The sequence below is a fragment of the Candidatus Bealeia paramacronuclearis genome, from assembly GCF_035607555.1.
GTDB classification, from domain to species: Bacteria; Pseudomonadota; Alphaproteobacteria; order UBA9655; family UBA9655; genus Bealeia; species Bealeia paramacronuclearis.
Map to the genome: position 1 here is coordinate 825,643 of NZ_JAVHWZ010000001.1, position 19,917 is coordinate 845,559.

Sequence of the window (19,917 nt, forward strand, 5' to 3'; positions counted from 1 at the left end):
ATTGAAAAACTTGATTTGTGAAGAGGCATGTGGTAGTTGGTAAATATAAGCTGATTGGATTATGTGTTTTTGGATTGACGTTATCTCATGAAAAAAACACTTGGACGCCTAAGACGATATTTCTTCGCCGTCACTAACTCACAATGTATTGTCTCCTGAATTTATTTCAGGATCTCCTTAAAAACGGTGTGGGAAACAAAAAGATCCTGAGAAAGGATTTCCTTGTTGTCACAAGTCACTTTCTCAGGATGAAAACAGTAGCTTACGTATCCAAGAAGCTTCTGAGTTTTCTAGAGCGACTAGGGTGCTTGAGTTTCCTCAAGGCTTTGGCTTCAATTTGACGAATGCGTTCGCGAGTGACTGCAAACTGTTGTCCCACTTCTTCCAAAGTATGGTCTGTATTCATTCCAATCCCAAAGCGCATTCTCAAAACGCGCTCTTCACGAGGCGTTAAGGTCGCCAAAATTCGGGTGGTTGTCTCACGCAGGTTGGAGTGTACCGCTGCATCCACAGGAATCACAGCAGATTTATCTTCAATGAAATCTCCAAGATGACAATCTTCTTCATCTCCAATGGGCGAATCCAAGCTAATAGGTTCTTTTGCAATTTTCATGACCTTGCGCACTTTATCAAGCGGCATTTGTAGCTTTTCTGCCAATTCCTCAGGGGTGGGCTCGCGGCCAATCTCATGGAGCATTTGACGGGAGGTGCGCACCAATTTATTGATGGTTTCGATCATGTGCACAGGAATACGAATTGTGCGGGCTTGGTCAGCAATGGAACGCGTGATGGCTTGTCGAATCCACCACGTCGCATAAGTTGAGAATTTGTAGCCCCGGCGATATTCAAATTTATCCACCGCCTTCATCAAACCAATGTTACCTTCTTGGATTAAATCCAGGAACTGAAGACCTCGGTTCGTATATTTTTTAGCAATGGAAATCACAAGGCGCAGGTTGGCCTCAATCATCTCTTTTTTCGCACGCGTCATATCGCGCTCGCCTTTTTGAACCATACCCACAATACGGCGGAATTCGCCTAAATGAAGGCCGGATTCAGTGGAAACTTCTGTGATGGTTTCGCGAATTTGGGCGATTTCACCTTCTTTTTCAGAAAATTTCGCCCAGCCTTTACCTGCAAGTGCGGAAACGCTTTCAAACCAATTAGGCTCTAATTCGCGGCCAAAATATTGCTCCAGAAAAGCTTCACGCTTCACACCTGAAGATTCCGCAAGGCGCAAAAGGCGCCCTTCGAGCCCCACAAGTTTGCGATTCAGACCATAAAGTTGGTCCATTAATTGCTCGATACGTGAGGAATTGAGGTGAATCCCACGCATCAAAGAAACGAGTTCATCCTTGTATTCATCATACTTCTTCTCAGCAGCAGGGCTTGCCTTTTTGCCTTCTTGAAGGACGGCAATGCGTTGTTCTTGAGATTTACGAAGTTTTTTGTAGGTCGCAGAAATTTTATCAAATGTGTCGAGAACGACGGGACGTAAAGCTTCTTCCATAGCGGACAAAGAAATACCCGTACTTTCTTCCGTGTCAAAACCCTCCTCTTCCTCCGCAGCTACAGGCTCTTCCGTAGGAGGAGGCGCGGCCTCAACAACATCTTCTGGATTTTCTGCATCTTCACGAATAACGTCTTCGTCACTTGGATCTTGAGTATAGGTCGCCTCAATATCGATAATATCTCGAAGCAACATTTGATTTTGGTTCAACGCATTTCGCCACGCCACAATAGCACGGATAGTCAAAGGGCTCTCACAAATGGAGCCAATCATCATATCGCGGCCTTGCTCGATACGTTTTGCGATTTCAATTTCGCCTTCGCGGGACAAAAGCTCAACGGTGCCCATTTCCCTTAAATAAAGACGGACAGGGTCATCCGTGCGGCCTGCTTCTTCATTGGAGACGTTGCCTTTATCGTCGTCCGCCTCTGCTTTTTCTTCCTCTTCAGCGCCGAGCTCTTTTGCAGCCTCTTCATCATCTTCTTCGACTTCATCGACTTCATCAACTTCGGCTTCTTCAGAGATATTAATCCCCATTTCAGAAAGCGCTGACATCACATCTTCGATTTGTTCAGAGGACAATTGGTCTTGAGGAAGAGCTTTGTTAAGTTCTTCATAAGTGACGAAACCCGCTTCTTTTCCTTTCAGAAGAAGAGCACGAACAGCTGCGGAAGAGATCGCCTCTTTCAACGCCCCACCCGATCCTGCGGATTCCTCAGAGTTTCTCTCAATTTCAGCAGTCGCTTGACGATTTGACATGTCTTCATACCTCTAAAAAAATTTATCACATAAAACCAATATTACGCACGGAAAGCAAACTATTCTTTCAAAGAAAGTTGAATCAGGGCTTCTTTTAATGCCTTGACCTGGTCCCAAACCTCTTGAGAGGGAGCTTCGGCAAGGCTTTTGGTTGCGAGTTCAATTTCTTCTTCGAGTCGTTTTCTTTCTAAATGATGATAATAAACTTCCTGCCATCCACGACGGGCTTCCTCTAATTCAGAGGACTCGCGGGCAAAAGCTCCATGCGTTAAAAGAGTTTCGGATGCTAAAATAGTCAGTGCATCTTGATGTCCTTTTAAAATCAAAAAATCTTTTAGAGCCTGGGTACTTTCATTTGTTTCATCAGTCGCCCCACTCAAAAGATCGTCTCGAAGATTTTGCATTTGCTCATCTTGAATTTCAAGATTGGCAAGGTCTTCTACTACCTCCCTTAGTATATGGGGATGGTTTACCACTGTTGCAAGTAGTAATTTTTGCTGAATTATATAAAAATTTGACGAAGAATTCAATAATAAATTTGAATTGTGTAATTTTTTGGCCTCATTGTTTTTATCACGTTTATTTTTTGAGGAATACTCAGTAAAAAATCGACCTCTCAAATCATAACGAAAATGCTGCTTTAAGGAATCATCCTCAATTTTATTAACTTCCTCATCAATGCGTTTTTCTAAAAGGGCAATATTCTCGGGTGTCAGACGTCCTTGGGCTGGAATCAACGTTTTCCACAGTAAATCGACTAGGGGCATAGGTGCGGCAATCAAGTTTTCAAAAACTTTGCGCTGACCTTGCCTTAAAAGACTGTCGGGATCCTGGCCTTTGGGAAGAAAAGCAAAACGTAATGTGTGCCCTGCTTTTAACAAAGGAAGTGCGCGATCCGCTGCCCGTAGTGCGGCTTTTTGTCCAGCCAGGTCGCCATCAAAACAAATGATGGGCTGTGGATCCAGCCGCCAGGCGAGCTGAATTTGCTCCTCCGTTAAGGCCGTACCCATGGGGGCCACAACAGATCCAAAACCGGCTTGGTCCATGGCAATCACATCCATATAACCCTCCACAATCAGTAAGGGCTCTGTTTGAGACTTCCGTGCATTAGGAAAATTGAAGAGAAGTGATCCTTTATGAAAAAGTGGATTTTCAGGGGAGTTTAAATATTTGGGTTCACCCTCTCCTAAAATACGTCCGCCAAAAGCAACGGGTTTTTCTTGAAAATTAAATATGGGGAACATCAAGCGTCCACGGAAACGATCATAGGGAGCTTTTCCGCCCTCAGGTTGAATCCCAAGTCCTAATTCAATGATGGACTCCAAAGGAAATTTTTTAGATTTTAAATGCTCAAGAAGTCCGTAACGCGTATCGGGGGAAAATCCCAGCCGGAACTTTGAAATTGTTGAGGGTGTCATCCCTCTTTTTTCTAAGTAATCTCTGGCAAAAGCTCCTGGTGATTTTTGAAGGCTGCCTTCAAAATAGCGCACGGTTTCTTCTACAATTGAATAAAAATCATTATTAAAACGCTCGGCTTCTTTAGAGGGTACATATTGGGGGACTTCAAGTCCTGCCTTTTGTGCAAGTTCTTCCAAAGCTTCTCGATAGGAATATTTCTCAATTTCCATCAAGAATTTCAAGGCGTCCCCATGAGCACCACATCCAAAGCAATGATAAAATGATTTTTGGTCATTGACCGTGAAGGAAGGGCTTTTTTCCGTATGGAAAGGACAGAGGCCCGTATACTCGCGACCACGCCGGATCAGTTTGACCTGGCGTGATACGATCTCGGATAATCTGATGCGAGCACGAAGTTGGTCAAAAAAATGGCGACGGTCAAGTGTCGTCATTCTTGTGCCATCCTTAGTGTTTGTGAGCCACAGCTGTCTTAACTGGAACTTGAATGTCCAGAATTTGACCGCTGGCAAATTGCAAAGTTATAGGCACCACATCCGCTTCTTGCATGGGTTTTGAAATTTCCATGAACATTACATGCAAATCTCCGGGCTTTAAACTCGCCGATCCGTTGGCAGGAATATTAATTTTTTCAACAGGACGCATTTTCATGACACCATTTTCTTCGATGTGCGCATGAAGTTCAGTGCGATCACAGAATTTTTCTGTTCCTACTTTCACGGCAATCAATTGATCGTCTTGTGTGCCATCATTATGAAGTTCCATAAACATCGCAGAGTTTGGACCTGTGGATGCACGGGCCCACGGATCTTTGACAGTCACTTCAGCATTAAGACATGAAAAAATGGACGCAACCGAAATAGTCATACCTGACAACAAAACTTTGTAATTCATAATTAATACCTCCTGGTAAACACATAAACGATGGGTGGACGTGCGTCCAAAGATGTTATAGTCTTGATCATCAGTCAGGTAAAGAGAAAGCTCAAACTCAAGGGTCCGCGTTGGAAAACAATCTTCAAAATATTCATGGAACCACTGTTCAAATAGAAGACTATGGTGTCCTGCTTTTGGGAGTTGCTGGTGCCGGAAAATCCGACTTGGCCTTAAGGCTTATTGATCATGGGGCACAACTGGTCGCAGACGACCAAACAATTCTCACCCTTCATAAAGGTTTACTTTGGGCGTCTTCTCCTGAGAAATTACAAGGATTACTTGAAATTCGTCATGTGGGAATTCATCAGCTTCCTTTTGTTGAAACGAGCCCCCTCGCTCTTGCTATAAATTTATGCCAAGATCCTGCCGAAAGACTACCTGAAGATCAAACCATATCTTACTTGAGTATTGATCTCCCTCTTTATCATTTGAATCCTTTTGAAGCTTCAACACCCGCCAAAATACGTATTTTGGTTGAACATATCAGTCGAGCCAAAAATGCCGCTTAGTTCTGCACATCCTGAAAAAACTCCCGTTTTGCTTTTGACAGGTCTTTCTGGGGCGGGCAAATCGCATGTCCTTAAGGTTCTTGAAGATATCGGCTATGAGACAATTGATAATCTTCCCCTTTCCCTTCTGGAAACGGTCATTACCTCCGAACGTAATGTGACCATGCCGCTTGCCATTGATATTGATATTCGTTCTCGAGATTTTGCCTCTGAAACATTTTTGTCAGCTTTAAAGCGGATCAAAAAAAATGAAGATATAGAAGCACGACTTATTTTCATTGATGCCGACGATGACATTCTGGCACGCCGCTATAATGAAACCCGAAGACGGCATCCTTTGGCTCACGAACGTCCCGTGCTTGACGGCATCCGTCATGAACGACAACTTATGCTGCCTTTGCGAGAATCGGCAGATCTTGTCATAGATACCTCTCGTTTGAATGTCTCAGAATTAAAAGGCCTTGTTCGATCTCGATTTCCTTTGAATCAATCCACACTTTCGATTTTTGTGACTTCGTTTTCCTATCGCTATGGCCCACCGCGAGAAGCTGATATAGTCTTTGATGCGCGCCTTTTGAAAAATCCGCATTATGATCCTGAGCTCCAACCTTTAACAGGACGGGATCCAGCCATCGGGGAGTTCATCGAAAAGGATGAGGTTTTTGACCCTTATTGGGAGCATATGAAAGGGCTTCTTGATATCTCAATTCCCCGCTTTGAAACAGAGGGGCGTACGTATCTCACCATTGGAATTGGATGTACGGGCGGTAAACACAGATCCGTCTTTCTCACGGAAAAAGTGTCAAAATGGTTGAAGAACCAAGGCAAAAGGGTCAAAATGAAACATCGTGACATCACCAAAGGTCACTAAATAAAGGAAAAGTCAATGCTGGGCGTTGTTATAGTTGGACATGGATATTTTGCACGGGAACTCTTGAGTGTTTTGACGCATGTCGTGGGTCCACAAGATTTTATTGAAACCGTTAATATTCAACCTGATGATAATATGGAAGTGAGGCGGAAAGATATTCTGGAATCCATCAAGAAAGTTGATCAAGGTCATGGCGTTGTCGTTCTAACCGACATGTTTGGAGGGACGCCCTCCAACTTAGCTATTTCTTTGCTTGAGAAAGCCAACATTGAGATTATCGCAGGGGTTAATCTGCCTCTTCTGATTAAATTGATGAAGGGGCGCAAAACACAAACTCTCCATCAGGCAGTTCTTGAGGCACAAGAAGCGGGACGTAAGTACATCCACGCCGCAGGACAACTTTTGAATATGCAAAATGAAGCCACAGCCTCTTAATCTTTCGGTCGAAGTGACCATTCAAAATCGCAAGGGTCTTCATGCAAGGCCCACAGCCAAAATCGTCAAATTAGCGGAATCTTTTTCATCTCATATTGAGCTTAGCCATAATAATTTAAATGTCTCTGCCAAGTCCATCATGGGAATTTTAATGTTGGGCGTACGCTATGGATCGACCGTGATTATCAAGGCCGAAGGATCTGACGCTGAAATTGCTCTCATCGAAATCGAAAGACTCATTAATTCAAAATTCGGAGAAGATTAAATGGAAAACCCGATTCTTGTGATTTCATCACGGGTGCACTATCCAGAATCTCAACATCGTGGTGCGATAGCTGTTGTGAACGCCGCGGGAAAAGTGGTTTATAGTGTAGGCGATATTGAAACCCCCATTTTTCCAAGGTCGGCCTCAAAGTTATTTCAAGTCTTGCCCCTTATTGAAAGCGGCGCGGTTGATGCTTATCATTTAGGACAAGAAGAAATTGCGCTGGCGTGTGGGTCTCATAATGGAGAAGACACGCATGTCCAAATTGGAGAAAAGTGGCTTCAAAAAATCAATAAAAATGAAAACATCCTTGCGTGCGGAACTCATCGCCCCATGGGGAAAAAAGCGGTACAAGAGCTCATCAAAAAACATCAATCACCAACTCCTCTTCACAATGCGTGCTCTGGAAAACATTTAGGATTTATAACAACGGCACTGCATCGTGGTGAGGATCCTCAAGAGTATATCAGTCGACAGCACCCTACCCAAAAACGCGTTGAGCATACCCTTTCTGAAATTACAAACTTCGAGACCTCAACGGCACCTCATGCCATCGATGGCTGTGAAATTCCAGTCATTGCTATTCCGCTTTATAATTTAGCTTGGGGCATGGCGAATCTTGCTGATCCTAAGTCACTCCCGTACGTCCGTCAAAAAGCCATTCATCTTGTGATCGATTCTCTTAAAAATCACCCGAACTTAATTGCAGGAGATGGTGCTTTTGATACAGAACTCATTCGCGCAACCGAAGGACGCATCATTGCAAAAATGGGAGCCAGCGGAACCTATGTAGCATTCTCTTCTGAGCACGCTCTCGGTATTGCGCTGAAGATTGATGACGGAAATATCAAAGCTGCAGAAATCGCCATGATTCATATCCTTGAAGAACTGGGGCTCATTGATACGGAAAGAAGTGAAACACTAGGGCACGAAAAAATCATATTTACTTATAATAGTAAACCTGTTGGAAAAATTCACGCCGCTCCTAAAAAACGGCAATTTTAGAAAAATTAGCCGCATGTTTTCAAACGAATAAAAGTGAAATAATTTAGAAACCAGTGTGGTCTGCCCCTTGGGGGCACTTCCTTTATCCTCCCAAACCAAGCCAAGCCATTATTTAGAGCGTTAACGCTTATTTAACATTTTTGACGTATGTCTATGCAATTAGATTATTCTTATTGAACGAAAAAAACATATTCTAAGGAAAATACACATTCACATGTTTCACACTTTCAATAGGCTCAAAGTGTTTTATGGGCCTCAGACTTTTAAGAAAGGACTACCACCATGCAAAATAAATTTCTCCGGACATCTCTTTTGACTCTAGGATTAGGATTATCTCTTGTCATCCTTGATGATCCTTCCACAGCTAGCAAGGTTGCGGTAACGTGCTCCCAGTGTGATAGGTATTTTGCTGAATGTCAGAAACCCCCTGATGAATGTCGGGAACGTAAAGAACGTTGCATGCCCCGGTGTCTCAAATCGTACGCGCCATGATGTTTCCAACAGCTCTGCCTCTCTCTGTCAAGCCCCCAAAAGTAGGTCCAGTTTGAGCCTCGTAGTGGGGAGAGATATGAGCTCACGAACGCGCCATCAAATAGCGCGGTAGGGAAGTCCATCTCTCTTGCTGAATGAGAAAAAGGCCTCAAGAATAGGAGTAAAGTCAGAGACTCCAAAGAGAATAAGAACTCGCAGAAGCTAATTTTCGGCCCAACTCCCTCTGTGTTTTATGGGCCTCACACTTTTAAGAAAGGGCTACCACCATGCAAAATAAATTTCTCCGTACATCGCTTTTGACCCTAGGATTATCGGTTATGATCTTGAATGAAGTCGCTGCGGTAGATTGTATCGGAAATTGCAGAAAAGATTGGAACACATGTACTGAAACTTGCATAGGGAATAATAATTCAAATTCTATGCAGTGCTTTCGTGACTGTAATGAGAACTACAAAAACTGCTATGAACAATGTAAATAAAACCGGACGTAAAACTTGAATAACTAGAGGCAAAACCGAAGGCTCTGTCCGAGTTCAGATAGAAGTGAGACAAAATTGGGAGGGATGGAGATGAGCTGAGCGCGCCCCCAAATTGCGCTGTAGCGAGGCTCATCTCCATTGCCACACCCAAACCAGGCCTCAAGAATAGGAAATGTAAAAAACCTATTGATAGAGGACATGATGAGGATCCACGGATTACATAAAAATATGCATAGGCTTTATGCATATGCGCGTACACAAGACTGTTTGGACGTCTATCGCAAACGGTATGAAGACGGCGTGAGGCGCTGGGAAAAGTTGAAAGCTGAAAACGTTTGCGATTCCACGTGCCAAGACATTTGCGGGATGTCTCGCGCAACTTATTATCGCCACAAGAAGATCCTGAAGGACCTTAACAAAGGGATGGTTCCCCCTTCAAAAAAGCCACGAAATCTCAACAAACCGCACTGGGGAGAGGCATAACTTCAGCTTGTGAGAGTGCGCCGCGAAAATCCCACCTATGGCAAAGAGAAAATCTCCATCATTCTCAAGCGAGACCATGGGCAAATCCTGAACGAAAGCACCGTGGGAAGGCTCTTCAATCATTTGAAATTAAAAGGATTGATTGTAAATTCTCCCTCGGATTTACGCACAAAACGAAAGAGAAATTTCAAAGGGCACGCAAAACCGTGGACATTTAAGGATTATAAAACGATGAGGCTTGGTGAACGGGTGCAGATTGACCACATGACAGTCACCAAAAATGGTATCTGTTTCAAGCACTTTCAGGCGTGGGAGAGGCGCTCTAAATTCATCGACACGAGTGTGTATGCCCATGCCAAGAGCTCAAGCGCCAAACGCTTCTTGCTTGAGTTTGTAAAGCAGGCCCCCTTTAAAATTCACTCCATTCAAGTTGAGGGAAGATCTGAATTTATGGCAAAATTTGAGGAAGCCTGTGAAGATCTGGGCATTCCGTTGATTGTTCTGCCCCCCAAAAAGTCCACTTACAACGGCGGCGTTGAGCGGGGAAATCGCATATTCCGGGAGGAATTTTACAACAAAAACAACCTCCTGGCTGATTCCATAGGTTCTATGCGCTTTGAGCTCTCTCAAGCTGTCTTAAAGTATAATTCTTATCGGCCTCATCGCGCCTTGAAAGGCCTCACTCCTTTGCAGTATATTCACTCTCATATTCTCGAGGCCTCTTGAGTCTCATTCTATATGAACTCGTACAAATTGAAAAAAGTATTGAAAAAATAAAAATCATTGTTATATTAATTTTGATTTATTTTTATTTTTGGGGAAAAATTTTGTTTTATCGTGTTTCATTGGTGTTATTGACGGGTACAATTCTGGGATCTGTTTCATCGCCGGCGCTTTTAGAGGCCTCGGGTAATCCCTCGGGTAGGAGTGGGTATTTCAATAATTATGATAAAGGAAAAAGTCAGCGCTCTAATGATCGGCGCGATTTTTCACACAAAAATAATTCCTACGACCAAAGTAATTCCCGAGGAAAATATGAGGAAAGATCTCATGGAAGAGGAGATGATTATCGTTCGTCTGAGGAAAAGGGAAATTCCCGAGATACTAAAAAGAAAGGAAATTATTCAAATCCTCAAGAGAAAAGGGAAAGAGGTTTTGGTGCGTCCAACAATTCCCAACCCTCTCAGGACAAGATAGGTCTCAAGAAAATTGATTTCACAAAATCCTTGAGAAAGCGTCCAGAATTTAGAGATCTATTTAATATTCCTGATTCGTATCAAGGCGTTGTAGAATGGTGCAATACCATTCGGGACATCATGAAAGACAAAAATCACAGAGATTATAACAGAAATGTCAACACTATTTTTATCGCAAGAGTCCTGACAAGTCTGGGTCAAGCCGTTAAAAAGAATCCTAAACTCAAATCAGTTTTAGATGAGTACTTTAGAGCGCAAACCGAATTTTTGGACTTGTGGGAAGACCTTGTGGGTATTTTTCTAGAGCAGAATAAATTTAACGAGCAAGGGCTCTCGAATATTTTTTATGGAAATGTGCAGTTGGGCGGAATATTAGGAAGTAATTTCCTCGCAAAGTGGGAAACACAAGCCCTTTCTCGCATCAAGGCATTTAACGAGCAAGGGCTCTCGAATATTTTTTATGGCAATGCGCAGTTGGGCGGAAAATTAAGTTCAGATTTCCTCGCAAAGTGGGAAACACAAGCCCTTTCTCGCATCAAGGCATTTAACGAGCAAGAGCTCTCGAACATTTTTTATGGCAATGCCCTTTTGGGGGGGGAGTTGAACAAAGAGTTTCTCACAAAGTGGGAAACACAGGCCCTTTCTCGTTTCAAGGCATTTAACGAGCAAGAGCTCTCGAACATTTTTTATGGAAATGTCCTTTTGGGCGGAATATTAGGAAGTAATTTCCTCAAAAAATGGGAGGAGGAAGCCACTAATCATCTCAAATCATTTAACGAGCAACATCTCTCGAACATTTTTTATGGAAATGCCCAGTTGGGCAGAAAGTTGAGTCGAGATTTCCTCGCAAAGTGGGAAACTCAAGCCCTTTCTCGTCTCAATGAATTTAAGGAGCAAGAGCTCTCGAACATTTTTTATGGAAATGCGCAGTTGGGGGGGAAGTTGAACAAAGAGTTCCTCACAAAGTGGGAAACACAAGCCCTTTCTCGTCTCAAGGCATTTAACGAGCAAGAGCTCTCGAATATTTTTTATGGAAATGCCCTTTTGGGCGGAAAGTGGAGTGATAACTTCCTCAAAACTTGGGAAACACAAGCCCTTTCTCGTCTCAATGAATTTAAGGAGCAACATCTCTCGAATATTTTTTATGGAAATGCGCAGTTGGGGGGGAAGGTGAACAAAGAGTTCCTCACAAAGTGGGAAACACAAGCCCTTTCTCGTCTCACGGAATTTAACGAGCAACATCTCTCGAACATTTTTTATGGAAATGCCCAGTTGGGCGGAAAGTTGAGTCGAGATTTCCTCGCAAAGTGGGAAACACAAGCCCTTTCTCGTCTCACGGAATTTAACGAGCAACATCTCTCGAACATTTTTTATGGAAATGCCCAGTTGGGCGGAATATTAGGAAGTAATTTCCTCGCAAAGTGGGAAACAGAAGCCCTTTCTCGTCTCACTCAATTTAACGAGCAAGGGCTCTCGAACATTTTTTATGGAAATGCCCAGTTGGGCGGAATATTAGGAAGTAATTTCCTCGCAAAGTGGGAAACACAAGCCCTTTCTCGTCTCAATGAATTTAAGGAGCACGGCCTTTCTAACATTTTTTATGGGCAGGCTCTTTTAGGAAACCCCTTCTCTCAAAAGTTTTTGGGGGCCTGGAAAGAAACCTTTTTGAGTAAAAGGACGAACGGGGAATTTCAGGATCCCTCAGCAGAAATACACAGCATTTATCTGGCCATCCAGCGATTCAATCTTCAAAAAGAGTTTGCTGAAGACCTTTTTCAAGAGATCAAATTGCTTTCGAAAAAACATGGAAAAAAAAATAAAATAACAACGTCCCAACTTCAAAATTCTGTTTTTGAAAGCCTGCAATTTTATTCCAAAGATAAAGACCTTGGAGATCTTGAGAAAGAGGCTTTCTTTGAGTCCGTCATGTCTCCTGTGGATATCTATCTGAAAAAATATGGAATTGTTGTTGAAGTTCAGGGGCCTTCTCATTTTCTCAGCGATCAGAAAACGGCAAAACCAGAAGATAGGCTTAAGGAACACATTCTTCTCAATGACTCAGAGGGAAAAGTTTGCTCTGTTCTGGCCATCCCTTATTTTGAATGGAATTCGTTGAAAAACGAGCAAGAAAAGGTCGACTATTTCAATAAAAAGCTCTTCCCTATTGTCCAGGAGTTGAATTTAAGGTCTCCACATCAGGAGACCTTAAAGGACAGTGACAATTTGAAATCCTCAGCCATGAATATTGTTTTGAATTTAGGGGAAGGCAAAGATCTAAATGAGAGAAATCTTAGGATTCCCTATAAAAAGAGGAAGTTCCCATTCTCAAACGATGGATTCGACAAAGATACCGTGCCTGGCGCATATGAAAGTTCCGAAAACAAAGAGAGCGAAATCAGACTTCCCTTCAAGAAAAGATTACTGCCACAATTATCCGGAGAAATAGATTTCTCAAATGGGGCCGAGTCATAGCTGACCCTGCTTTTTCTTGAGGAGAGGGCTATTCATTCGCGCCGCAAGCGCTTATGCTGGAACAACGCCCTCTTCTTTTTTTATGAAGATAAGTGGGATAGGGGCAACCGACCGGAGGATCACATAATTTGATTGAGAAATTTGGCTGCCATCTCCTCTTTCTTCCAACTGACTCTCCTGACTTCAATCTTATTGAACACTGGTGGCATAAAATCAAATTCATCCTCCGCCGCATCGTCCAGCAAAATCCAGAAAACCTTCATCAACTCCTTGATAAACGCCTCAGTCAATCTCTATCAATCTAACGGAGAAGTGCTATAGCACTTCCATTAAATACATATTGCCTGCGTGTTGTGTTAAATATTTTCTGGTATTACTTCTTCTGACAGATTGGCTTTGCACCGTCTTTGAAGGGCTTTCCATCGCAGTTGTCTTTTGAAAGGGCACTGACGAATTTCAGAGCATTTCCTGAAATTTCATAAGTTGTTTGAATTCCATTTGATCCCATACAGCCCATTTTGCAGAAATTCACTATCTTTTTGGTTGTTGTATTATAATCTGGATATCCGCAAATTCCAGGATCCTCACCCTTCGTAGCCCCTAATTTTATAGTATCTTTATCACACTCTTCCCATGTCATTTGGATAATTGTTTTTTTTGCTGTATCCACTCTGTAAGGTATCCAATTTCCTTGGTTCGCCCCAAACATTGTATAATGTTCGAAGAAAAATTGTCCTTCTCCAAGACTCACAAATGAATCAATCAACAAGAGATTTGCAGGCGTTGGAAAGGGATTTTCAAAATCGTTTGAGGCCAGAAAAGAAAATAGCTTATTAATGTCCTCCCTGTATTTTCGAGGTTGTGCTAGTTGTTTGAATAATCTTTCTGTCAAAGGACCTTGGTATTTTTTGGAAAGACCTTGAATGCGCTTGGCATAATCTGATGCAATTTTATTTTGTTGTTTTCCTTTTTCGTTCTCAGGTATTTTAACTCTGATTTCTGCTTGAATTTGATTACTCCAATTGGCAACTTCTTTTTCAAATACCACTTTTTCTTCACTGGAAATCTCACTTTTAATGAGCGTTTCCAATGTTCTGAGAGCTGAAATATAGCGATCCAAATAACCACAAAGATCTTGAAATTCAAGTGCCGGCTTCACGCACGGATTTGCAGCGGATAAAGATGGACTTGTCAATGTAAGCGCTGTTAAAGCGGATAAAATATGTGTAATTTTCATGTAAGTTCTCCCTCTTTGTTTTTCTTGAGTTTACTCCACACAACAGAGTTTTGCATATCGCGAAAATGACCATCCATCACATTTTGTTTTCCGAAGAGATTCTTTAAGCACCAAGATTCCGGCTTCAAGTGTATAAGTATTTTGCGTTCCACAATCCTTGCGCCCCCCGCATTGACAAAGACTCACGAGCGTTTTTGTAGATGCGTTCCAATTCCATTTTCCGCAGATTCCATAGGCGGTATTCCCTGTCGTCCTAAGAGCATAGCATTTTCCCTGGCATTGCTCCCAATTAAGGATTGAAATTGTGAGAGATTTTGTATCGATAAGAAGTGGAACCCAAAAGACTCTCCCTCCTTCCAATTTAGTATTGAGCCCAAGTAAAAACATATTTTTCTCAATTTCAATCGGCTCTGGAATTTGATTATTGGGCAGATTAAAGTCAAAAAACTGAGGTCCCAATTTTCCCAAAACCCATAATCTAAAATAAGGTTTCATGAAGTCTTTTTCTGCATAATCGGATCTCATTGTATTCATAATAAAGGTTTCAATGGATTCCAAATTCGCCTTTGCGGCTTGATAAAGAGAATCCGATGAGAGGCAACTTTTGGGCGGATCAATTTTGATATCAGAAGAAAGATTCTCCAAAGATTGGGCAAGTATTTGATAGGTATCTTCTGGCAATTCTAGTGCTTCCATGGAAGAAAGTCCCAGGGCTATCCACATCAAAATTACAAGAAGAATCTGTTTCATGAAAATGAGGATATCACATTTAGTAAGGGGCAATAATATCAAAAATTTGCTGTCCCCATCCAGGTTGCTGCAGATCTGCAAGTTGCCCGCGGCCACCCACAGAAAGTCTGGCTTCTGCAATTTTTTCAAGAGGAATTGTATTACTGGAGGTGATGTCTTCAGGACGCACGACACCTGTAATTTGAACTTCTTTGACTTCGTTATTAAGACGTATTTCTTGACGTCCCCAAACCACAAGATTGCCATTGGGAAGCACTTGCGTTACGGTGGCGGCCAAAGTTGTATTAATATTGGATGTTTTTTGAATATTGCCTTCTGATTTTGTTTCGGGTACTGAGGAAATATTCATTAAAGTAGGCGGTTCTAATCCTGCCTTTTTAAGATCCTTGGTGACCCCAAAAAAATTCGTTAAGGACGCATTTTCTTTTGAATCACGCTTGCGGCTATTTTTCTCATCAAATGTAGATGTCTGATTAAAGTTAACCACCACAGTCAGAATATCCCCTATGTTTTTGGCACGCTGATCCTTGAAGAAGGCTTTTGCACCTGATTGCCATAAAGAATTAGACTTAGATTGGGGAACACCAGGCTTACCAGGATGCGGCATTGGCATCGTGACCGGCTGATAACTGGGAAGTTGTGTTGGGTTTTGAACTTGCGTCATGGGAGGAGCAGATCCCGTGTCCAAAAGTCGGTTTGTCATGGAACATCCCGAAAGAATCCCTAAAGAAAGAAGCCCCAATCCTTTAAAAGAATTCTTCATAACCTCAGCCCCCCAATGATACTTCATTTGTTCCTGTGACAATGCCCTGAACCTCTCTTTTACTTTGTGGATTCATAACGCGTACCATATCACCCAGGCTTCCATCTTCCAACGCTTTTCCTTTTCCAGAAATGCTGAGACTTCCGGATTTATACTGAAGGGTCACAAGTTCACCCTTATGCACATCTTTATTTTTTCCGATTTGGGACGTTTTAATGAATTGCTCTGGTACCAAGGGGCGTCCTTTGGGGGTAAACCCAATAAGATCTTTAGCATCTGTGACCATATAATTTTTAAGAGCGGACTCTGGAATTTCTTTAAGATCCAAATCTTCCTCAGCAATAATTTCCCCGGGTTTGATAACGCGATTGGCCACAGGCATCATAAGAACATCTTCTATTTTTCCCTTAATTTCGTAGGACTCGTTTTTTACTTTGAGAAGCGCTAAAAATCTATTGCCATTCAAAGTAAATTCATCTACCTGAATTTCTTGAGGCGAGGTAATCGTGAGGAGTGACTCGGGAAGCTCTTTTTCAAGGGTCATAATGACGTCTTTTTGAGCTTCCGACTCGTTGTATTGTTCCCGAATGGTTTTTAAAACGATCTCTTCCGGCGCGGGAGGCTCATCGGCAAAAAGAGTTGGGATATTCAGAAGAAGGCTGATAAAAATAACTCTTAAAAAACTTCTCCAGATCGTCATCTCAAAAGTTTTCTCAAAAGCCAAGAAATCATCCAGAATGATGAAGTTTTTAATACCCCTAAAAATCATGATCAACCTGCCACAAGTCCTGCGTCCATACGACGCTTTTCACGGCCCATTTTAATGATGTTGGAGCACGCTTCATAGGTATGTTGCGCCTTAATCATATCGCTAAGTTCAATTACCATTTGTACACCTGATTCTTCAACACCTCCCTGTAAAATGCTTCCAAAACCAGTTGATCCAGCATTTCCTTCAATCGCATCTCCTGAAGCTCCACTCACGAGAAAAACGTTGTTACCAACGGCTCTCAAGCCTCCCGGATTATTAAAGGTTGAAAGTTTAATGTTACCAATATTTTGGGGTTGAACTTGTCCATCGATTGTGGCCAAAACTTCACCTTTTTCGTTGATGTCAACTTTTAAGGTCCCTTTAGGAATGGTGATACCATCACCCAAGATATAGCCTTCTGGTGTCACAAGAACACCATCAGGACCGGGCATGAAAGTTCCATCTCGCATATAACCTTCTGTTCCGTCCAAAAGGGTTACTTTGAAATAGCCAGGACCATCGATATAAAGGTCATACGGATTACCTGTTTCACGATATGCCCCTTGCGTTTGAACACGGTAAGTTCCCGCAACGCGTCCACCCAATCCCACTTGAATACCTGTGGGAAGAACCTGCCCTCCGTCACTCACTGGAGATCCGGGCATTTTTAGGGTCATATAAGGATTATCGACCACAACCACTTGGCTCGGGGCAAAAGCATTTGCATCTTTGAGCGCAATATTGTTCGCCTTGACATTCATAATCATGTCACTGGTGATACACCCTGTCGCTGCGATCCGTTCAAGTTCAGCCATTTATTTTCTCCCTTTATGCCATTGAAGGCGTAATAAGTGATTGTGCAGTTTGTTGTTGTTGCTTGAAAAACATGCTCATTAAATTAATAGTATGCCGATATTCTTCTGAGGCCTTACCAAATAAGGCTAGCTCAATTGGAGTATTCACATTGCTATCCTCAAGATATCCTTGCATCACTTTATAGTCATCAGCTTCTTGAGCTCCTCCCGTATAAAGCCCATCAGCCACATGGGTGGGATTGTCAATTTTGACGATATTAAGAGCCCCCAGGATATTTCCATGAACGTCGGCCACAACGCCATCTTCACCGATAGTCATACCGGGCTGTACTTGGAAAGGAGAGCCCCCATTGTCCACAAACATAGCATTGGAGCCAATGGCAATGTAATGTCCCAATTCATCCGTTCCGCCTTTAGCGCTTCTCACATAATAGGTTTGTCCATTTTTTTGAACTTGTGCATAAAGCCCATGCCCGCCTATGGCAAAATCAAGGTAATCACCCGTAGCAATAAGAGGACCCTGGGCCTGATCGATATAAGACGACGTCTCTACAGCAAAGTTTGTAATTTCACCTGTTCTTTGATGAAATTCTTGGCTTTTTTCACCAATCCGAATCGCTTGATATCCATACATCTGATTCATCGCCACATTATTGGTACGCACTAACATTTCTCTTTCAAGTGCTGTGGCTTTGCCTGCTGCTAAATGTGCCAGATTTAAAGATCCTGGTGATAAATTCGTTGCCATAATTTGGACAATCTCCATAGTTTTTGTTTCCCTCTCTCATAAGCATGGACTGTGCCAAATATTATCACATTGAAATTAATGTAAAAAATTTAATCAAGAAACTTATTCCGATGTATGCCATGTTTTGGTATGATACGTTCATAATTCATAAAATAAGAAATTACAGGGAGCGAAGCATGGCTGAAGCAAAGGCCGCTGAAGACGCGCAAGTTGTTGAAGGAGCAGAAGGCCAACCCGAAGAGCCTAAGAAAAAAGGCTCTCCCTTAAAACTTATTCTGATGATTGCTGTTCCTTTACTTTTAATTGGCGGAGGCGCAGGTCTTTATTTTATGGGAGTCTTTGGAGGCGCAAAACAACTCTCCGCAGAAGAGAAAAAAGCCGAAGAGCTAAAACACCTTCAGTTTGTGGATTTCCCAGATATTTTGGTGAATTTAAATACGGGCACAAAAAAAGATAAATTTCTCAAATTGGCGATTACTTTTGAAGTGACCAATGAAGAAACAGCAAAAATGATTGAATCGTTAAAACCCCGTCTTGTGGATCAATTCCAAACCTATCTGCGGGAATTACGCATTGAGGATCTTCAAGGATCTGAGGGCGTTCATCGTCTTCGTGAAGAAATGACAATGCGCGTGAACCAAGAACTTGCGCCCAATAAAATTCACGACATTTTGTTTAAAGACATTTTGGTACAATAGGCGAGGAAAACCATGACACTCTCAATTGCCATCGATATTGTTTTCAGTGTGCTTTTGTTGGCAACGATTGCTTATGCAATTTCTCTAAATAAAAAACTCACGATTATATATAATAGCCGTGAGGAATTGCGGGGACTTTTAGAGAATTTCGCATTGGCGCTCGAGCGCGCGGATGTGGGGATTAATGAATTGAAAAGAACAGCCAATACTATTGGTAGTGATTTGGACAAGCAAATTAAATTAGCTTCAACTTTAAAAGATGATTTGTTGTTCTTAAATGATCGTGGCGAAAAGCTTGCCAATCGATTGGAAAAAGACGTGCGGACACCTACTGCACCCCCCCCTTCTGTTGGAAGCAGTAAAATGGATATTAATATTTCTGAGGGTGATAAACCCATTGAAAGCAAAGAAGGGAAATTACTTAAGTCCTTAAGGGGGTTGAGGTAATGTTGGGAAAAATTCGCTTTCACAAAATTCCTCTGGGGAAAATTCGGATAGTTTTAGGGCGGCTTCCTCAAGTCTTTACCCATTCTTTACAATTTCGCGTAAGACTTTTGCCTTTGGTCATTTTTTGTGCAGTTCTCATGCTAAGCCTCAGGATTTACAATATTAAACGTCATTTTGAAGGAGATAGTACGGCCTCAGTTGTCACAACATCTTTGGTGGCTCAAGCAAGTCCCGCACAGCCTCAGGCATCTGCTCAGACGAGCGCACCAACATCAGCCCCTCTTCCTTCTGTGGCGGAAACGCCAAATCCTGAAGCAACCCCACAAAAAACAAAAGACTCAAAAAAACCATTTGATCCCCTGAGTCTCACACCAGAAGAAATACAAGTTCTCCAATCTTTGTCCCAAAGACGTGATGAAATTGAAGATAAAGAGTCCTCAATTAAAACGCGGGAACAACTTTTAAAAACCATGGAAGATAAAATTGCGCAAAAACTTGAAGACCTTAAAAAATTAAAAGGGGATATTCAAGGATTGGTGAAAACCCATGATGATAAGGAACAAGAAAAATTAAAAAATTTGGTTAAAATTTACGAAACAATGAAACCTAAAGATGCCGCACGGATTATGTCTCAACTCGATGCTGAGGTTTTGGTCAATGTCGCCAAGCAAATGAAGCCCGCAAAAATATCAGCAATCATGTCAAATATGGACCCCGCCATTGCAAGTGGATTAACAAAAGAACTTGCCCGGAGGCAGGACCTGACTGACAAAGCTTTAAAATCTTCCGAAACTCAGGGTTCAGGATCATCTGGCGCTAGCGGCAATACACCGGCGCCTCAGGCATCCACATCTCCCCAAGTATCAGGAAAGTAGGGACT

19 protein-coding genes and 1 pseudogene are annotated in these 19,917 nt (G+C 42.3%); 11 read left to right on the plus strand and 9 right to left on the minus strand.

What is annotated here, in order from left to right; translation table 11 throughout:
- Positions 1 to 262: 262 nt before the first annotated feature.
- The 3 genes from rpoD to Bealeia2_RS04190 are packed head-to-tail and all read right to left on the minus strand — an operon-like array spanning position 263 to position 4,579.
- Positions 263 to 2,269, minus strand: a complete 2,007-nt coding sequence (gene rpoD / locus Bealeia2_RS04180; protein ID WP_331255857.1) for an RNA polymerase sigma factor RpoD — start codon at positions 2,267 to 2,269, stop codon at positions 263 to 265.
- Positions 2,270 to 2,328: 59 nt separating this feature from the next.
- Positions 2,329 to 4,119: a DNA primase gene (dnaG, locus tag Bealeia2_RS04185; RefSeq protein WP_331255858.1), complete on the minus strand. Its 1,791-nt coding sequence runs from the start codon at positions 4,117 to 4,119 to the stop codon at positions 2,329 to 2,331.
- 13 nt (positions 4,120 to 4,132) lie between these two features.
- On the minus strand, positions 4,133 to 4,579 hold the full coding sequence (locus Bealeia2_RS04190) for a copper chaperone PCu(A)C (RefSeq protein ID WP_331255859.1): 447 nt from the start codon (positions 4,577 to 4,579) through the stop codon (positions 4,133 to 4,135).
- 110 nt (positions 4,580 to 4,689) lie between these two features.
- On the opposite strand from Bealeia2_RS04190, the gene Bealeia2_RS04195 reads away from it, so the two are divergent.
- The 8 genes and pseudogenes from Bealeia2_RS04195 to Bealeia2_RS04235 all read left to right on the plus strand — a co-directional run bounded on the left by Bealeia2_RS04195 (position 4,690) and on the right by Bealeia2_RS04235 (position 13,133).
- Positions 4,690 to 5,130: an HPr kinase/phosphorylase gene (locus Bealeia2_RS04195; protein ID WP_331255860.1), complete on the plus strand. Its 441-nt coding sequence runs from the start codon at positions 4,690 to 4,692 to the stop codon at positions 5,128 to 5,130.
- Positions 5,120 to 6,001, plus strand: a complete 882-nt coding sequence (gene rapZ, locus Bealeia2_RS04200) for an RNase adapter RapZ (RefSeq protein ID WP_331255861.1) — start codon at positions 5,120 to 5,122, stop codon at positions 5,999 to 6,001. Before Bealeia2_RS04195 ends, rapZ begins: the two co-directional genes overlap by 11 nt.
- 15 nt (positions 6,002 to 6,016) lie before the next feature.
- Positions 6,017 to 6,436 carry a PTS sugar transporter subunit IIA gene (locus Bealeia2_RS04205; protein WP_331255862.1) on the plus strand — a complete coding sequence of 140 codons (420 nt, stop codon included), beginning with the start codon at positions 6,017 to 6,019 and terminating at the stop codon, positions 6,434 to 6,436.
- Positions 6,417 to 6,701, plus strand: coding sequence for an HPr family phosphocarrier protein (locus tag Bealeia2_RS04210; RefSeq protein ID WP_331255863.1), 285 nt, complete (start codon positions 6,417 to 6,419; stop codon positions 6,699 to 6,701). The genes Bealeia2_RS04205 and Bealeia2_RS04210 overlap by 20 nt, the downstream gene beginning before the upstream one ends.
- Positions 6,702 to 7,706, plus strand: a complete 1,005-nt coding sequence (locus tag Bealeia2_RS04215; protein ID WP_331255864.1) for an asparaginase — start codon at positions 6,702 to 6,704, stop codon at positions 7,704 to 7,706.
- Between the two features lie 1,172 nt (positions 7,707 to 8,878).
- Positions 8,879 to 9,886: pseudogene (locus Bealeia2_RS04225) on the plus strand (integrase core domain-containing protein).
- Between the two features lie 128 nt (positions 9,887 to 10,014).
- Complete coding sequence (locus Bealeia2_RS04230) at positions 10,015 to 12,828, plus strand: RAP domain-containing protein (protein WP_331255867.1); 2,814 nt, start codon at positions 10,015 to 10,017, stop codon at positions 12,826 to 12,828.
- A 128-nt stretch (positions 12,829 to 12,956) separates the two neighbouring features.
- A complete protein-coding gene (locus Bealeia2_RS04235; RefSeq protein WP_414437829.1) occupies positions 12,957 to 13,133 on the plus strand; it encodes a transposase in 177 nt (58 codons plus the stop codon).
- Between the two features lie 68 nt (positions 13,134 to 13,201).
- On the opposite strand, the gene Bealeia2_RS04240 is transcribed toward Bealeia2_RS04235, so the two are convergent.
- The 6 genes from Bealeia2_RS04240 to Bealeia2_RS04265 form a co-directional block, all read right to left on the minus strand.
- Complete coding sequence (locus Bealeia2_RS04240; RefSeq protein ID WP_331255868.1) at positions 13,202 to 14,065, minus strand: Vir family protein; 864 nt, start codon at positions 14,063 to 14,065, stop codon at positions 13,202 to 13,204.
- Positions 14,066 to 14,095: 30 nt separating this feature from the next.
- Positions 14,096 to 14,788: a hypothetical protein gene (locus tag Bealeia2_RS04245; protein WP_331255869.1), complete on the minus strand. Its 693-nt coding sequence runs from the start codon at positions 14,786 to 14,788 to the stop codon at positions 14,096 to 14,098.
- Positions 14,789 to 14,834: 46 nt separating this feature from the next.
- Positions 14,835 to 15,578 carry a flagellar basal body L-ring protein FlgH gene (gene flgH, locus Bealeia2_RS04250; RefSeq protein WP_331255870.1) on the minus strand — a complete coding sequence of 248 codons (744 nt, stop codon included), beginning with the start codon at positions 15,576 to 15,578 and terminating at the stop codon, positions 14,835 to 14,837.
- Between the two features lie 4 nt (positions 15,579 to 15,582).
- Positions 15,583 to 16,278, minus strand: coding sequence for a flagellar basal body P-ring formation chaperone FlgA (gene flgA, locus Bealeia2_RS04255; protein ID WP_331255871.1), 696 nt, complete (start codon positions 16,276 to 16,278; stop codon positions 15,583 to 15,585).
- A gap of 71 nt (positions 16,279 to 16,349) precedes the next feature.
- Positions 16,350 to 17,144, minus strand: coding sequence for a flagellar hook-basal body protein (locus Bealeia2_RS04260; protein WP_331255872.1), 795 nt, complete (start codon positions 17,142 to 17,144; stop codon positions 16,350 to 16,352).
- Positions 17,145 to 17,157: 13 nt separating this feature from the next.
- Positions 17,158 to 17,910, minus strand: a complete 753-nt coding sequence (locus Bealeia2_RS04265; protein ID WP_331255873.1) for a flagellar basal body rod C-terminal domain-containing protein — start codon at positions 17,908 to 17,910, stop codon at positions 17,158 to 17,160.
- A 158-nt stretch (positions 17,911 to 18,068) separates the two neighbouring features.
- On the opposite strand from Bealeia2_RS04265, the gene Bealeia2_RS04270 reads away from it, so the two are divergent.
- Genes Bealeia2_RS04270 through Bealeia2_RS04280 form a run of 3 tightly spaced genes read left to right on the plus strand, consistent with a single transcriptional unit; the run spans position 18,069 to position 19,912 of the window.
- A complete protein-coding gene (locus Bealeia2_RS04270; protein WP_331255874.1) occupies positions 18,069 to 18,590 on the plus strand; it encodes a flagellar basal body-associated FliL family protein in 522 nt (173 codons plus the stop codon).
- Positions 18,591 to 18,602: 12 nt separating this feature from the next.
- Positions 18,603 to 19,037: a DUF6468 domain-containing protein gene (locus Bealeia2_RS04275; protein WP_331255875.1), complete on the plus strand. Its 435-nt coding sequence runs from the start codon at positions 18,603 to 18,605 to the stop codon at positions 19,035 to 19,037.
- On the plus strand, positions 19,037 to 19,912 hold the full coding sequence (locus Bealeia2_RS04280; protein ID WP_331255876.1) for a hypothetical protein: 876 nt from the start codon (positions 19,037 to 19,039) through the stop codon (positions 19,910 to 19,912). Before Bealeia2_RS04275 ends, Bealeia2_RS04280 begins: the two co-directional genes overlap by 1 nt.
- The last annotated feature ends 5 nt before the right edge of the window (positions 19,913 to 19,917 follow it).